The following is a 17,344-nucleotide window of genomic DNA, read 5'->3' as shown; positions in this document are numbered from 1 at the left end:
TACTTTATTTAACACTGTTGTTAAATATTGAATTTGACATTTAAAAGGAGGTGCAATATGCAGCTCGGTGATATTGCTGACATAAAGACGGGTCTAGTTTTAAGCAGGAAAAAAGCGGAGATCGAATATACGGCAAAGGCCACATATAAACTGCTGTCTCTTAAAAATATAAGCGAAGATGGATTCATCGAAAATGATTCGTTTGAAGAGTTTGTTAGTAATGATGAGTTAGAAGATCATTACTTTACCAAAGAAGGCGATGTATTGATGCGGTTAAGTCAGCCGTATACAGCAGTCTGTATCGATAAAGAGTACAGCGGCTTATTGATTCCATCCTACTTTGCCATTATCAAAGTGGATCAGTCAAAAGTTATGCCCCGATACATAGCATGGTATCTTAACACGTGGAATGTGAAAAAAGAATTGGAGCGTTCTCAAGCGGGCAGTCGGATACCGAGTACGAATCAGCAAGTTTTAAAAACCATTCCTATTATAGCTGCATCACTTTCCAAACAAAAAGCACTAATAGAACTATATCAGCTTCATCAAAAAGAAAAACGATTGTATAAGAAGCTGATTGAAGAAAAAGAGTTGCTCTTTCAAGGCATTGCTCAACAAATTTTAAGTGGTAAGAATCAGGAGGAGAAATAATGGTTGAACAGACAACACAAGAGAAAATTAACAGCGTTTTATGGCAAGCTGCCGATACGTTTAGAGGAAAAATCGATTCATCAACTTATAAAGATTACATTTTAACCATGTTGTTTATTAAGTATCTGAGTGATACGTATAAAGAGAAATTAGAAGAATATACAAAGCGCTACAATGGAGATGAACAACGCATTCAACGTGCATTATCGAGAGAACGTTTTGTATTGGATGAAACATCCACCTTTGACTATTTATATAGTAAAAGAAATGATCCGGAAATTGGAGAGATTATCAACAAAGCGTTGGAACGAATTGAAAATGAAAACTCGGGGAAACTTCGTGGCGTTTTCCGCAATATTGATTTTAATTCAGAGGCGATTCTAGGAAAAGCAAAAGAACGGAATGCCATGCTCCGTTCATTATTAGAGGATTTTAATCAATTATCTCTAAGACCGTCGCAATTAGGAAATGAAGATATTGTCGGAAATGCTTATCAATATATGATCGGGCTTTTTGCTTCAGATGCAGGGAAAAAAGGCGGAGAATTTTATACGCCAGCAGAAGTTTCAGAACTTTTGGCACGATTAGTAAAACCGCAAGAAAACGATCGCATTTATGACCCGACATGTGGTTCAGGTTCATTACTGATTAAGGTTGCAAAACAAGTGCCAAGCAAAAAAGTGGCGATTTACGGTCAGGAACGGAATGGTGCAACACACTCATTAGCGTTAATGAATATGTATTTGCATGGCATTGATGATGCAAAAATTGAATGGGGAGATACATTAGCGAATCCACTGCACTTGGAAGATGGCAAGTTAATGAAGTTCCAAGTCATTGTTGCGAATCCCCCATTTTCATTAGACAAATGGGCAATGGGATTTGCCGGTGAAGGAAACACAGATAAAAAATTTAAAATGGAAGCAAGCCTTGACCCATATAGAAGATTTGAATGGGGAGTTCCACCAAGCTCAAAAGGGGACTACGCTTTCGTTCAACATATGCTGTATTCATTAGCGGAAAACGGAAGAATGGCGACGATCCTGCCTCATGGTGTTCTTTTCAGAGGATCGAGTGAAGGAAAAATCCGTAAACAAATTATTGAGTTGAATCTGTTGGATGCTGTCATCGGGCTTCCGGAAGGTTTATTCTACGGTACCGGAATCCCAGCTTGTATCATGGTATTTCGAAAAGACCGTACACGAAAAGACGTCCTCTTCATTGATGCTTCTGGTGAAGAACATTATGAAAAAGGCAAAAACCAAAACAAATTAAGAGAACAAGACATAGAAAAAATCGTTGAAACGTATGAGAAAAGAGAAACAATTGATAAATACTCCTATGTTGCTACCATTGATGAAATTCGCGAAAACGACTATAACTTAAACATCCCTCGCTACGTCGATACATTTGAAGAAGAAGAACCTGTGGATATGGAAGCGGTGAAAGAAAATATCGCCAATATTAAGAGGGAGCTACAAGAAGTAGAAAAGCAGATGGCGAAATACTTGGAAGAATTGGGATTGTAGGAGGGATTTTTATGGGAGCTGTGCGAAAAGCGGACTTTTATTATGGTTCTATGTTGTCTTGTTTCGTCAATAATGGTCTTGCTCCAGCCATTATTGAACCCGGGGATTCTCGTAGGATATACAAGATGACAACCGACAACGGGGACTATCAAATTTACGCTAAATATGTGTCTTCCCCTTTAAGAAGACAGAAAAAGGATGCTCAGTTATGGCAATTTATTTTCTCACCTGATGAAGTAGAATATTTCAGGAAATATAAGGAGAATGGAACCAAGCTATACTTTGTTTTGATTTGTGGGCGTGATAAGTTGCAAGATAGCGAGATTGCTATATTATCTCTTGATGAAGTGAAAGACTGTTTGGATATTGATTATGATCGAGAAAGCTATCGAATCACGATCAAATGGGAAAAAGGAATACATGGTTTAAAGGCATACGGTACTGGACGGGCAGATATTCTTGATGGTAAGGACAATACGATTCGTATCTCAAGAGATATGCTGTCCTACTTTTAGGGGGATTGAATATGAAACCTGAGATTAAAGAGAGAATTGATAAGATTAAACGTGGGGAAATGCCAGATGGATATAAAACTTCAAAAATAGGTGTAATTCCTGAAGATTGGGATGTGAAACATTTGGAAGACATCTCAAATATAAATCCAAGAAAAGAAGTTTTAGATGAAAATGATACTGTCTCTTTTATTTCAATGTCCGATGTTTCAGACGACGCTAGATTAATAAGCTATCAACCAAGATTATATAAAGAGGTATTCAAAGGTTTTACTTCTTTTAGGGACGGAGATGTTCTTGTTGCTAAAATAACACCTTGTTTCGAAAATGGGAAGGGTGCTTTGGTTGATAACCTGATAAACAAAACAGGTTTTGGAAGTACAGAATTTCATGTATTAAGGTCAAAGAAAAATGGGGATGAACTTTTTATTTATTATCATACTGTAACTGATAGGTTTAGGAAAATTGGCGAAAAAAATATGACAGGGACGGCAGGCCAAAAAAGAATATCTACTGATTTTGTAAAAGGGTTTCTTATTCCATATCCTCGCAATGATATCGAGCGTAAGAAAATCGCCTCCATCCTTTCCACATGGGACAAGGCAATTGAGCTAAAAGAAAAGCTAATCGAGCAGAAAAAACAGCAGAAAAAAGGATTAATGCAGAAGCTGTTGACGGGTGAAGTGAGATTGCCTGGGTTTGAGGGAGAGTGGGAACAAGTAAGGTTAGGTGAACTTGCTAAATTACAAGGTGGATATGCTTTTAAATCATCAATGTTTAAGGAAAAGGGTATACCCATTGTTCGGATTTCAAATATTCTTCCAGAAATAACTGATTATAATCAAGAGTTCGTATACTATGATGAAATTAAAATCTCGGATAATTTTATGGTTCAATATGGGGATATTCTAATAGCAATGTCTGGGGCAACAACCGGTAAAGTGGGTATATACAAAAAAAATGAAATTGCATATTTGAACCAGCGTGTTGGGAAATTTGTTAACCTTGATAAAAGTAAATTAGATTATGGTTATTTGTATTATTTAGTAACGTCTACTAAGTTTAAAACTCAACTAACTGAAGAATTGGCAACGGGTGCACAACCGAATATTAGTAGTAAGCAAATTGAGAATTTCAAATTTAAAATACCATCAATAAATGAGCAGATTAGTATTTCGAAGATCTTAGCCCAATTTGATAAATTTATATCTTTACAAGAAAAAGAATTAATCTATTTAAAACAACAAAAGAAAGGCCTTATGCAATTACTTCTTACGGGAAAAGTCCGAGTAAAGGTATAACCCCCTTTACTCTTCCCTTATTTTTTCAACAGGAGGCGTGAGGATGTCAAGGGAGAAGAGTTATGATGAACGGTTTATAAGCCAGGTTCCGGCGATTGAGGTGTTGCAAAAGTTAGGGTATCAATACCTATTACCGGAAGAAGCAGAAAGAATGCGGGGAAACCTGCATCATGTATTGTTGACAACCGTTTTAGAGGAAAAGCTAAAAGAATTGAATTCCTATGAGTATCAAGGTCAAATTTATCAATTTAGCGAATCCAATATTCGCCAAGCCATTCGTGATTTAGATGAGCCGCTGACCAATGGATTGGTGAAAACAAATGAAGTGATTTATGAGACCATCATGAACGGGAGAAGCTATACGGAGTTTTTGCCGGATGGATCGAAAAAATCGTTTACCATTCAATATATCGACTGGAACAACATCGAAAATAATGTCTTTCATGTAGTGGAAGAGTTTGAAGTGGAACGAATGGATGGGCGTGGAACTGTAAGGCCGGATATTGTGTTGTTTGTGAACGGGATTCCTTTTGCGGTCATTGAATGTAAAAAAGCGTCGATTTCTATGAATCAAGGAATCAGTCAAATGATTCGCAATCAGGGGAAAGATTACGCCCCACAATTATTTAAGTTTATTCAAATTGTGATGTCCACGAATAAAAATGAAACCAAATACGCAACATGCAATACTCCGAAAAAGTTTTGGTCTGTTTGGAAAGAAGAAAAAGAGGAATGGCTGCAGAACTGGCTGGATAAAACAGTGGAAGGCAGACTGCCAACCATGCAAGATAAGAACATCATTTCACTGTTTCACCCCGAGCGTTTGTTAGAGTTAACCCAGTTCTTTACCTTATTTGATAAAGACGTTAAAAAAGTAGCCCGTTATCAACAATACTTTGCCATTAAAGAAATTATAAAAACGATTGAAGAACGAGATGAAAACGGCAATCGTCAAAGCGGCGTGATTTGGCATACACAAGGTTCAGGTAAATCACTAACGATGGTGATGTTAGCCAAGTATATTTTATCTGAGCTGCGCGGTTTCAATCCTAAAGTCATTGTTGTAACAGATCGGGTTGAATTGGATAAACAAATACATAAAACATTCAGCCATACAAGATTAAAAGCAAGTCGTGCAACTTCAGGAAGCCATTTGGTAGATTTAATAAATGATAACCATTCTGATATTGTCACGACTTTAGTTCATAAGTTTGATACAGCGTCTTCCAAACAAAAGCCAATTGAATCAAGGGATATCTTTGTTTTAGTCGACGAATCACATCGTACACAGTATGGCGAGCTTCATCTAAAAATGAAGAAAGTATTCCCAAATGCCTGTTATCTCGGCTTTACAGGGACACCATTAATGAAAAAAGAAAAAAACACATTGATTAAATTTGGCAAACTTATACATAAGTACACAATTGCGGATGGTGTTCGGGATAAAGCGATTGTTCCCCTTTTATATGAAGGAAAAATGGTCGAACAATCGGTGAATCAAAAGGCGATCGATCATCGTTTGGAAATGATTACACGCAATCTGAATGACAAGCAAAAAGAGGAAGTAAAGCAAAGATGGAGTAAATATGAAAAACTTGCTTCTTCGGAACAGAGAATTTATTTAATTGCGGAAGATATTAACAAACATTTTGTAGAAAACTATAAAACACAAGGAAGCCAATTCAAAGCGATGTTGGCCACCAATAGTAAAATTGAAGCGATACGCTATCTTGAGGCTTTTGAGGAACTGGGTGATTTGAACTGTGCCGTTGTCATATCCCCGCCTGATCAACGGGAAGGACATGAAGTAGTCGATCAGGAATCGAAAGATAAAGTCCAGCAGTTTTGGAAACGAATGATGGATCGCTACGGAACGCCTGAAAAATATGAGGATGCGATCAAAGATGAATTCGTAAACGGCGACGAACTGGATTTGCTGATTGTCGTGGACAAATTGCTGACGGGTTTCGATGCGCCAAGAGCAACGGTACTTTATGTCGATAAGCCTATGAAAGAACATACGCTTCTCCAAGCCATAGCCCGGGTCAATCGTCTTTATGAAGGAAAAGATTATGGTTTAATCATCGATTACCGCGGTTTATTGGATAAACTGGATGAAGCCATGCAGATGTATTCCGGCGCAGGTTTGGAAAACTTTGATCCGGAAGATTTAAAAGGTGCTATTTACGATGTCATAAGCGTAATTGGATCATTACGGCAATATTATTCCGATTTATGGCAAATTTTTGCACCAATCAAGAACAAGAACGATAGAGAAGAGTATGAAGTATGGTTGGAGGACGAGGAGCGCAGAGAAGAGTTTTATGGCGTTTTAAGCAATTTTGGCAGAAACCTTGGGATTGCGTTAGAATCGGAGAAAATCTATAATACTTTACCACCTGAAGAACTTCAAAAGTACAAAAAGGATTTCAAGTTTTTCCAAGATTTGCGGAAAAGTGTGAAGCTGCGTTATTCGGATACCATTGACCATAAAGAGTATGAAGCGAAAATGCAGAAATTAATGGATAACTATATCGCTGCCGAGGAAGTTATCCGCATTACGAATCCTGTAGATATTTTAAACGCAAAAGCTTTTGAAGAGGAGTTGGAGCGTTTACAGTCAAAGAGAGCCAAAGCGGATGCAATTCGTACTCGTTTAACGAAGAGCGTTCATGCAAAGTGGGATGAAAATCCATCCTACTATAAAAAGTTTTCTGAGCGCATACAAGAGGCTATTCAAGAATACAAAGATAAACGCATTTCGGAAGCAGAGTATTTAAACCGAATGAAGGACATCATGAATGATTATCGTCGGGGTGAATCATCAGAAAGATATCCTGAAGTAATAAAAGAAAATTGGAATGCACAAGCCTTTTACGGAGTAACAAAAGATATTTTGAGCGAAACAAAGGAAACGGCTGCAAGTTATGACACGAATACTCTTGGTGATTTAGCATTAAAAATAGATGAAATCATTAAAAAACACCAAAAAGTGGATTGGCATGATAATGTAGAAATCCACAATCGCATTGCTCAGGAATTGGATGATCTTCTTTTTGATTTTAAAGAAAAGCAAAATTTGGAAATCGACTTTGATACGATTGATAAAATTATTGAGCAAATTAAAACGGTTGCTCTAAGACGTTACTAAGGGCGGGAACAGCATGGAAAAGCATCAAATCGAGTACGCCAATAAAATCATTGACTTCGTCGTGAAGCGGAAAAAAGTGAAAAATGTTAATCTTAATATCAAACCGGATATGACAATTGAAGTCACTGCCAATGACAGAGTGCCGCTTGACTTTATTTGTGATTTTGTGAAAACAAAGGGTGCATGGATATTAAAGAATGTCAAGACGTTTCAAGATGTTCAGCCATATAGGCAAAGTGAAAGAGAATATGTAAGCGGCGAAACCTTTAAGTATTTAGGAAAGCAATATCGCTTACGGGTCATACAGGCAGAGAAAGAAAAGGTGAAATACTTTCGGGGGTTTATCTATCTTTACGTTAAAAATACAGAAAATGTTAATCGTAAAGCCAAACTAATGGATGAATGGTATCGTGAAAAAGCTCAAAAAACATTCCATGAATCCCTTGATAAAATGTTTCCATTGGTTCAAAAGTATGGAGTCGAAAAACCAAACATGGATTTGCGGTCAATGAAAGCACGATGGGGCTCAGCTTTGACAGAAAAAAACACAATCTTATTAAACACCGAGTTGATAAAAGCTCCAAAATACTGTATCGATTATGTTGTACTGCATGAGTTGATTCATTTTAAATACAACGACCATAGCGACAATTTTTATAAAATGCTGTATTCTCTAATGCCCGATTGGGAAAAGAGAAAGGCAATATTGGATGAAGAAGTAGTTAAAGACTTATAGAAGTGAACTACTCGGTATAAAACAACTAGATAAAACAACAGAAAGCAGTTCCGACGTATATTAACTAATTATGGAACTGCTTTTTTTCCGTCATTTAATCATGAATTTTTAGATTACATTATGAGGAGAGTGTTCTAATTGAAAAAAGTTGTTTTAACTGGTAATGGCTTATCTGTTGGTTTAAATAGAGCATTTGCATTACAAAATATTACTCAGACTTTTTACAATAAATTAACCCCAGAACATCAAAAGTTTATTCAGCATCACATGGAAAGAATTCAAAAGGATGAGTATATTCAAGTTGATTTTGAAGAGGCTATCGCAAGTATAGAGCAAGTTCATGATGCACTAGATAGCTATGTGAATTTTTTAATAAATGAGGAAGAAGGTAAAAAATATCTAGAATCGGAAGGCCTTGACGTTGAAGAATTACAGAGTCATCTAACTAAAATAAAGGAAATAATCATTTCTTATACTTCTTCAATAGTTGAAATTATAGATGGAAATGTACACTGGGAACAAATAGGTGATAGACTATCAGGATTCATCAATTGGTTACAAGCAGAGCTTCAAGGTAATGATGAAATTGATTTATTTACTTTGAATTTTGACTTATTATTAGAAACTATTTTACTAAGAATTGTTGGAACTGATGAATTTACAGATTTTCATGTTAAACGTGGTAAAACTCCAGATGGCCATGATAAGTTTAACTTTGATCCACAGCAGACTTTAAATGATTTTGGTTATAGAAGAATACGGCTTCACCATTTACATGGTTCTCTTTCATCATTTAAACGGCTTTCTGATGGGAGAATTTTTAAACTAAGAACTGAGGATATAAGATTATCTGATTTGTATAAAAAGTTAGATGTAAACGAGCTCTTCCCTTCCATAATTACGGGAGGATTTAAGAGTAAGAAGATTCAAAGTTTACCATTCAGTTTCTACTATGGGAAGTTTAAAGAAAAGATGGTGGACCCAGAAAATCTTTGCGAAGAATTATACATTATTGGTTACAGTTTTAGAGATGAACATATTAATGAGGCAATTAGTGAGCGTTTGAAAATACACAGAAAAAGAGATGGGATCCTACTTAAAAGGTTTGTAATAGTAGATTATAAATTGACTGAGGAAGAACAAGATAAGTTTATAGAAGATGTAAATAAGGCTTTAGAATTAGGTCGAAAAACAAAACTTAAAAAAGAAGATGGTATTTTTATTTTTAATGGTGCGGATGCAATTGATGGAATTCTTCATGCAAGCAATTAACCCTAATACTTTAATACATTTGAAAACGTTACCTAAGGAGAGTTGAAATGGTTGCAAATTTAATTGAAAATCCAAAGGAAATTAAAAGACATGTAGTTATTTTGGGTGCGGGAGCAAGTCTGGCTACAACAATACCAACAAATGGTGATAGAAATGGTAAAAGGCTCCCAATAATGAATAATCTTATTAAGGTAATAGGTATAGAAGACCTTGTACACCAAATTGATATAGATTTTAAAAGTGATAATTTTGAAGATATATATAGTGAACTGTATTCAAAAAGAGATTATACAGAGGTATTAGAGACCATTGAGAAAAGTGTGTACGATTATTTTAGCTCCTTGGAATTGCCTGACGAACCTACAATTTATGATTATCTTGTTCTCTCGCTGAGGAGGAAGGATGTTATTGCAACATTCAATTGGGATCCTCTATTATGTGATGCTTGGCAAAGATGTCATAAAATTACTACAAACTTACCTCATCTATTATTTTTACATGGAAATGTAAGAGTTGCTACTTGTGAAAGGTGTAAATTGATTGGAAAGATAGGTAATAATTGTTCTTATTGTGGTGAACAATTAGTTCCAACTAAATTACTATATCCCATAAGTGAAAAAAACTATAATAGTAACCCTTTTATCAAAGATCAATGGAATATTTTGGGGCAAGCAATTGATCAAGCATATGCGTTAACTATTTTTGGATATGGTGCACCGAAATCAGATATCGAGGCTGTTAATTTAATGAAAAAAGCATGGGGAAAAATTGAAGATAGAAGTATGGAGCAGATTGAGATTATTGATATTAAAGATGATGAGGAATTAGCAAATACGTGGAGTGAGTTTATCTTTTCCCACCATTATGAAACACATAAATCATTCTTGGACTCGCATCTTTGTAAAGTTCCTCGAAGATCTATTGAGGCTTATTATGAAATGTTTTTCAATGCTAATTTCATTGACTTACATGAATATCCTAAAAATGCTTCATTTGAACAACTTACTACTTTCATTCAGAATTTAACTAAATATGAAAATTAAACTGTAGGGCGCTTTTACAAGGAAGTGAAAAAATGAAAAATAAAAACAAATTCAAATCAAAAAGGAGATTTGATTACGGTTTTAGAGACCAATATACTAAACGAAAAATATCTTATTATCGTCGATTACAAAAGGAAAATGAAAAGCGCAGTAAGAGTATAGATATTGATAAATTACTCTCCATGGAAAATATTTCAGTGGTATATGCTAATTCAGAAGGTGTAGTTGAAGTAGACTTAGAAAATCCTGCACATCGTAGGTGGTTGGAAGATTAATGGTAAATACTAAAAAGCGGGAGTTGTCTTAAACTTTATTAAGGGCATCTTTAAAATTTTGCTCTTTAACAATTTTTTGCCCTTTTCTGTTAAAAAGAAATCTGAATTGAGTGCACTGTTATTCATGAGGTAGGGTATTTCCATTCAGTTTTGTTTTGTTGCAAATTTGAAAATACCCTGCCTTTTTCTTTTTATCTAACAAAAAAATTGCTTACACAATATTTTTACTTCGTCTAATACGTCTTTGAAAATTATTGGCTGTTTTTGTTTGGAAAGGTGTTTTTGACAAGTAAAAAATGCATGAAATGGCAATTAAAAATGAAACTTGCCAAATTCCGTTATTGGTTGAGTGAGATTGAATCTTTATAGCGATGACTATCGCCTTTAAAAATGATTAAATGGGAGTGATGTATCAATCTATTAATTACTGCTTTTGTTAATATTAGATCACCAATATATGGTTCATTGTTCAAATTGTAAATTTGTCGTTACGATGGTACTTTTAGCTTCATACACATTGAAATGATTTAAAATAACATATAAGTCCTGTTGCCACAGAATACCATCTCAACATATACCTGTTACACAAAAGTTTATGCTGACTAATGCAGAATGGGAATTATAGGAAAACGTATCTTCATATTTTGCAAAGGACTTATTCATTGCTCTACCGAATAGACATTTCTAAAACGTTTTCTTATTAAAATTTGTTAGATTTCCTTACAATAATATTGAGAATGCTGCATTTTAGAAAGTAATCTGTTTAAAGACATAATGATCTTTTTTTAAAAGAAATGAAATAAAAAATGGTTTGGAGGCAATCAAAGCTCTTTAACTCTCCATAAATTTTATGCTTGGTTTTCTATGATGCAAAAATAGTAATTGCTGGAGACATCAGCATTGGCATAAACATAAGCGTGCGGTGTGCAACAGGAATTTTAAAAAGGTTTATGTAAAAAAATCTTGCAAAAATAAGCGGCAAAGAATTGATCAACCAAAAAGGAAAGGCACGCCTTATTTATGAAATTAAGATCACGGAATTAGCAAAATACATAAATGAAAAAGAAACTATTACTAACTTAACATTCTTAGAGAATGGACTGTATTTACAGCAGCAAATAATATATTGCCTGATTTTTTCTTGAATCGGTGTTTTGACTTACCGTTCAGGAATTCATTTAAAATTTGCCATATTACTCTTTACGTTCATTTTTGGCGATACAAGCTTCTGTTGAAAAAGATTTTAGTACGAATTTTGTTTATGTTCTTCCAATTGTTCGAAAATTTTCTCATTAAAGATAGATGAAGATCATTCAAATAACGAAATGGCGGATTCTTGTTCATTTTGGTTGATCCTTGCTTTAGGAAGTTTTGGGAGAATGCAAAGGGGGAAGCGTTAATGAAGAATTCACTAGACTATCCAGAATTACTTTCGCAACTACACCAAGACAATTCCAATTCCCTAGATCTTTTGGCAGATCGAATTGGTGAAATGCTTGAATGTCCAATTACAATAGAGGATTCCACTCACCAGATTATTTCCTACAGCAGACATAAAGAAAATGTAGATGAAGCAAGAATAGCCACGATCATAAGTAGAAAAGTGCCAGATAAAATCATTAATAGTCTTTGGAAAAATGGTATTATGGCAAAACTGTTTGAAAGCGATGAACCCGTTATTGTCCCTGCAATCGAAGAAGTTGGACTTGGCAACCGTGTTGCCGTCTCGATCCGAAAACATAATGAGGTCTTAGGTTTTATATGGGCACAAATCAATGATAAAACAATGGGCGACGATCAAATGCGTTTGCTCAAGGAAGCCGCAAAATTTGTGAAAAATCATCTCCTTCTTCAGCGAATGAGAAATCGAAAAGAGGAAGAGAGTCATCAAGAATTTCTATGGCAGCTATTAACAGGCCATCTGAACGATGTGTCTAAAATTAAACGCCAGGCTAAACGGGTCGGAGTCAATCTGGATGGAAGGCTTGCTGTTGCCATCATTGAATTTGATGATGATATATCGCAAGCTATTGAAAAACATGCCTATTATTTAGCTGAGACATTGCAGCATGTCCAAGTCGTCGGCCGGCTATTTGATCAAAATCAATTAATATTGCTCACCCGGCTCAGAACAGAACAAGAGTCGAGAAGCGCCCTTTCCAGCTTTATTAAAGATTTTATCCACAAAATAAGTATGCGTTTACAAATTCGGAAAATAACTGGTTCTTTTGGCTCCGTTTATAATTCTCCGGAGCATGTTCAATACAGCTATAAACAAGCATTGAAGGTATTAAGACTTAAAGAAAAATTCCCCGATGAATTACAGCAAACTTATAGTTTTCAGGAGATCGGCATCTATCAGTTTTTAGATGAACTTTATCAAATCCGAGTACGTGATCACTATCAGAGTGAGGCCATTACAAAATTAAGAGAGTATGACCTCAAGCATCGCACCGATTTGTTGCTTACCCTTAAAACTTATTTGGAATGTGACAGCAATGTTTATCAAGCATCGCAATTATTACATATTCATCCGAATACGTTAAATTACCGTTTGAAAAGAGTAGTAGAATTAACAGAAGTAAACCTGAAAGATCCAAACCAGAAGATAATATTATATCTGGATTTAAAACTTGAGAGCATGAAGGTCGAGTAATTTGTGGATTTACACAAATTACTTTTGATATTTTCTGATTTTTTAATAAAGTATGGTTCAAATAAAAGATATATGATAATGGTGCAGATGTTATTTTAAGGAGATGGTAAGGATGATCATCGGGGTACCGAAAGAAATTAAAAATAATGAAAATCGTGTGGCTATCACACCTGCAGGGGTTATTCATTTAGTTAACGCAGGACATAAAGTTCTTATTGAGGCAAACGCTGGAATCGGAAGTGGTTTTACCGATGAAGAGTATAAACAGGCTGGGGCTGAGATTCTGGAAAGAGCTTCAGAGGTTTGGGAAAAAGCAGAAATGATTCTGAAAGTAAAAGAACCACTTCCGTCTGAATATGGTTATTTCCGAAAAGGACTGATTTTATTTACTTATCTCCATTTGGCAAATGAACCTGAATTGACTCAAGCTTTAGTGGAAAATGAAGTAACCGCCATTGCATATGAAACGATTACCGTATATAATTCATTGCCACTGTTGACACCAATGAGCGAAGTGGCCGGTCGAATGGCAGTTCAACTCGGTGCGCAATATCTTGAAAAATCTAAAGGAGGGAAAGGGATTCTGCTAAGCGGTGTTCCTGGTGTCAAACGCGGGAAAGTAACGATTATTGGCGGTGGTGTGGTTGGAACCAATGCGGCAAAAATTGCACAAGGTCTTGGTGCAGATGTAACGATTATAGACTTAAATCCTGCGCGCCTGCGTCAATTGGAAGACATTTTTGGTTCAAATGTGCAGACATTAATGTCGAATCCGTTTAATATTGCAGAATCTGTCCAAGACTCCGATTTAGTGATCGGTTCGGTACTGATCCCTGGCGCAAAAGCGCCTAAACTTGTAACAGAAGAAATGATAAAATCCATGCAGCCTGGTTCGGTTATCATCGATGTTGCTATTGATCAGGGCGGAAATTTTGAAACGGTTGAACATGCAACCACTCATGACAATCCAATTATCGAAAAGCATGGAGTGCTGCATTATGCAGTTGCTAACATTCCCGGTGCGGTTCCAAGAACCTCAACAATAAGTCTTACAAATGTCACGATTCCATATGCTGTGCAAATTGCTTCCAAAGGCGTTGTCAAAGCAATAAAAGAAAGTGAACCGATTAAAACAGGTGTGAATGTAATGAATGGAAAAGTAACATTTAAAGCAGTTGCAGATGACCTTGGCTATGACTATGTTCCAGTCGATGACGTTATCTCCGAACGATTGTATTCAACATCATAAAAACACCCTTCTAGCTTAGCTATGAAGGGTGTTTTAAAATAAAAGGTTCCTTAAACAACCTTCATTGACATTAATAAAAGTTCGAAACCGCAAAAAGTTGAAGATGGAAAAGGTTGATTTAAATAAAGAAATGGCATTCATTGCTCATCTTTCTGAAAAAACCGGAAAAAATAAATATGAAAGCGCCTTGATGAAAATGGGAGTTGAACAATTGAATATCAAATCGTAAACCGAAATAGATTAACAGGAAACGCTGGCTCCGCAGGAGAACCTTTTTGAATAGAGCCAGCAAATACGATTATTTTTCAGAATTTTATATCAATCAAATGGACAATCAAAAGTTTGTTTAAAACAAATTTCCAGATTAACTGAAAAGGCAAGCTTTTATCAGATTTTCTTTCCAAACAAATTTTCCGCTGCCGATAAAGTACTTCAACATTCGTTTGAAGAAAGAGATCTAATCACTCTTTCATCTACAAAATAAGATAAAAATTCCAAAAAGCTTGTTAAAAGTTTGGAAAGAATCTCTTCGTTATTATATTTTGACTGAACTTCCTGAATTTTTAATCTTATTTTTAGAATGATGAAAGTAAATAAATTATTCATTTATTATCTGATGCATACCGCCAACTTACAAAAACCTGAATCTGTTTGTTATGGGGGAGTTTATCATGAAAGTTTTTGATCTGCATTCTGACCTGTTTACTGATATTGCATGGCGGAAAAGCCGTGGCGAAAAGAATATATTTGATCGATTTCATTATCCTAAACTGAAAGAAGGCGGAGTCGATTCTATCATTTGTGTGTTTTGGGTAGAGCCAAAATTCCGTAATCATCCATATGACAGGTTTCAAACATTATTTCAATATGTAATGAGTGATTTAATGGATTCTAAACACGCAATGATTGGTCATCCTTTGTCTGATCAACGGAATAACCCTGATTCGGAAAAAATCAAAATCTTTTTTGGGGTTGAAGGCCTTACTTTTATGAAGGATTGGAAAGGGGAAACAATTGAAGCCAAAATCGAAAATGCATTCAATTTCCTTCATGAAAATAAATTTATTCATTTGATCTTTGCATGGAATGAGCGCAACTTTTTGGCAACCGGTACTGGCGCAGAAGATTCTAAGATCAAAGGTCTCACAGACTATGGGAAAATTGCCGTTCAGATGGCAAATAAGAAAAACTGGATTCTTGATGTTTCTCATTTAGATGAAACATCTTTTTGGGATATGTATAATGCCAGCGAACTTCCAGTTATAGCTTCTCATAGCAATGCAAGAGCTCTTTGTCCCCATGAGAGAAATTTAACAGATGAACAAATAAAAGCGATTGCGGAAAGAGGTGGAATCATCGGTTTAAATACTTATGGTTTGTTTGTAGATCACGAAAATCCAACGATTGATAAATTCATTGATCATGCGATTTATATAGCTGATCTAGTTGGTCCGGAGCATGTCGCCTTTGGGTTTGATTTTGCAAATTACTTAGAATCCTATGATTTAGGTACAGAATTTAATGTATACACAAGAGATCTGGAGGATGCGACAAAAATTCCATATCTTTTGGAGAAAATGAGCAAAAGAGGGTTCACACCTGAAGAGTTAGAATCCATCAGCTTCAACAATGCTGATCATTATATAAAAAAATTATTTTCAAAAGAAAAAGATAGGAGATGATTAAATTGGAGAAGACACTTATTCAAGCGGATGACTATATAACTTTGTGGGGCATTATTGTAGTTTTGGCTTCGATAAGTATTTATCTAGAACAGCGTTACATTTGGGCATCCAAAATAACAGGAGCCATCATTGCACTCATTGGGGCGATCGTTTTATCAAATACTGGAATCATTCCTACAGCATCTCCAGTGTATGATGCAGTTTGGACTGTTATTGTTCCAGTAGCGATACCATTGTTGCTTTTCCATGTTAACATTAAAAAAATATTTAAGGAAACCGGAAGATTGCTTATTATCTTCCTATTAAGCTCGATAGGGACAATTGCCGGCACCATTGTCAGTTTCTTTTTATTAAAAGATTATATTCCAATGCTTGACAGACTAGGTGCTATGTTCAGTGCAAGCTATATTGGCGGCGGAGTGAATTTTGCCGCAATGGCCGCTAAGTTTAAAACACCTGGTGAACTAGTCTCTTCTGCGGTAGTTGCCGATAATTTAATGATGGCCATACTCTTTATTATTCTAATGATTATTCCAACTCTTTCATTTTTCAAGAGACGTTACAGTACTCCCCACATATTGGAAGTAGAGCGTGAGGGTGCAATAGAAGATGGAAAAACATTGGCGGAAAGCTTTTGGAAAAGAAAGGATATTTCTTTAAAAGATATTGCACTTTCTGTTGGGACAGCCTTTTTGTTTGTCATTGTATCATTTAAGATCGCCAAATATTTTGACCAGTTGATTCCATCTGGGGAAGATGTTTCGTTCTTTATGAATTTACTGAATGGACTTTTCGGTGATGGATATATTATGCTGACAACGATGACGTTCATGGCACTGACGTTATTTCCGAAATACTTTGAAAATATTAACGGGAGTCAGGAAGTTGGAACATTTTTGGTTCATATATTTTTCGTTGTTATCGGCATCCCGGCGTCCATACCACTCATTATTCAAAATGCACCATTGTTGTTATTGTTCGCTTTTATTATTGTCATCATTAATTTAATCATTTCTTTAGTTGCCGGAAAAATATTTAAATATGATCTTGAAGATATACTTTTAGCAAGCAACGCTAATATTGGAGGGCCAACAACTGCAGCTGCATTGGCCATTGCGAAAGGTTGGAAAAATTTAATTGGACCGATATTAATAGTCGGAACATTCGGCTATATTATTGGAAACTATGTTGGCACAATTCTCGGCAACTGGTTCTCAACTTTTATGTAAGTGAATCACTTGACCCAGCATTTCAAAAAATGCTGGGTTTATAACAAATACTTGA

13 protein-coding genes and 1 pseudogene are annotated in these 17,344 nt (G+C 35.5%); 13 read left to right on the top strand and 1 reads right to left on the bottom strand.

Annotated elements, in window-relative coordinates; genetic code table 11:
* The first annotated feature begins 57 nt into the window (after positions 1–57).
* From NST81_RS15300 to NST81_RS15260, 9 genes are all read left to right on the top strand, one after another.
* Positions 58–651: a restriction endonuclease subunit S gene (locus NST81_RS15300; protein ID WP_341030194.1), complete on the top strand. Its 594-nt coding sequence runs from the start codon at positions 58–60 to the stop codon at positions 649–651.
* Positions 651–2,180, top strand: coding sequence for a type I restriction-modification system subunit M (locus tag NST81_RS15295; protein WP_341030193.1), 1,530 nt, complete (start codon positions 651–653; stop codon positions 2,178–2,180). Before NST81_RS15300 ends, NST81_RS15295 begins: the two co-directional genes overlap by 1 nt.
* Before the next feature lie 11 nt (positions 2,181–2,191).
* Positions 2,192–2,695 (top strand): hypothetical protein, encoded by a 504-nt coding sequence (locus NST81_RS15290; RefSeq protein ID WP_021837190.1) that lies wholly within the window; start codon positions 2,192–2,194, stop codon positions 2,693–2,695.
* 11 nt (positions 2,696–2,706) lie between these two features.
* Positions 2,707–3,993 (top strand): restriction endonuclease subunit S, encoded by a 1,287-nt coding sequence (locus tag NST81_RS15285; RefSeq protein WP_341030192.1) that lies wholly within the window; start codon positions 2,707–2,709, stop codon positions 3,991–3,993.
* 43 nt (positions 3,994–4,036) lie between these two features.
* Positions 4,037–7,144 carry a type I restriction endonuclease subunit R gene (locus NST81_RS15280; RefSeq protein ID WP_341030191.1) on the top strand — a complete coding sequence of 1,036 codons (3,108 nt, stop codon included), beginning with the start codon at positions 4,037–4,039 and terminating at the stop codon, positions 7,142–7,144.
* A 13-nt stretch (positions 7,145–7,157) separates the two neighbouring features.
* Positions 7,158–7,880 (top strand): YgjP family zinc-dependent metalloprotease, encoded by a 723-nt coding sequence (locus NST81_RS15275; RefSeq protein WP_341030190.1) that lies wholly within the window; start codon positions 7,158–7,160, stop codon positions 7,878–7,880.
* 138 nt (positions 7,881–8,018) lie between these two features.
* Positions 8,019–9,152 carry an SIR2 family protein gene (locus NST81_RS15270; RefSeq protein ID WP_341030189.1) on the top strand — a complete coding sequence of 378 codons (1,134 nt, stop codon included), beginning with the start codon at positions 8,019–8,021 and terminating at the stop codon, positions 9,150–9,152.
* A gap of 47 nt (positions 9,153–9,199) precedes the next feature.
* Positions 9,200–10,195: a hypothetical protein gene (locus tag NST81_RS15265; protein ID WP_341030188.1), complete on the top strand. Its 996-nt coding sequence runs from the start codon at positions 9,200–9,202 to the stop codon at positions 10,193–10,195.
* A 32-nt stretch (positions 10,196–10,227) separates the two neighbouring features.
* Complete coding sequence (locus NST81_RS15260; protein WP_270584527.1) at positions 10,228–10,470, top strand: hypothetical protein; 243 nt, start codon at positions 10,228–10,230, stop codon at positions 10,468–10,470.
* A gap of 338 nt (positions 10,471–10,808) precedes the next feature.
* Here the strand turns inward: NST81_RS15260 and NST81_RS17690 are convergent.
* A pseudogene (locus NST81_RS17690) lies at positions 10,809–10,983 on the bottom strand (ATP-binding protein); the annotation flags it as partial.
* An 886-nt stretch (positions 10,984–11,869) separates the two neighbouring features.
* Between NST81_RS17690 and NST81_RS15250 the strand changes: the two are divergent.
* The 4 genes from NST81_RS15250 (at position 11,870) to NST81_RS15235 (ending at position 17,289) form a co-directional block, all read left to right on the top strand.
* Positions 11,870–13,126: a PucR family transcriptional regulator gene (locus NST81_RS15250; RefSeq protein ID WP_341030187.1), complete on the top strand. Its 1,257-nt coding sequence runs from the start codon at positions 11,870–11,872 to the stop codon at positions 13,124–13,126.
* A gap of 112 nt (positions 13,127–13,238) precedes the next feature.
* Positions 13,239–14,375, top strand: a complete 1,137-nt coding sequence (gene ald, locus NST81_RS15245; RefSeq protein ID WP_341030186.1) for an alanine dehydrogenase — start codon at positions 13,239–13,241, stop codon at positions 14,373–14,375.
* A gap of 656 nt (positions 14,376–15,031) precedes the next feature.
* Positions 15,032–16,057: a dipeptidase gene (locus NST81_RS15240; protein WP_341030185.1), complete on the top strand. Its 1,026-nt coding sequence runs from the start codon at positions 15,032–15,034 to the stop codon at positions 16,055–16,057.
* A 5-nt stretch (positions 16,058–16,062) separates the two neighbouring features.
* A complete protein-coding gene (locus NST81_RS15235) occupies positions 16,063–17,289 on the top strand; it encodes a DUF819 family protein (protein WP_340734257.1) in 1,227 nt (408 codons plus the stop codon).
* The last annotated feature ends 55 nt before the right edge of the window (positions 17,290–17,344 follow it).

The organism is Bacillus sp. FSL W8-0223 (genome assembly GCF_038006805.1).
Lineage (GTDB): Bacteria > Bacillota > Bacilli > Bacillales > DSM-4216 > Bacillus_O > Bacillus_O smithii.
This window is presented reverse-complemented; position numbering and strand designations above follow the sequence as displayed.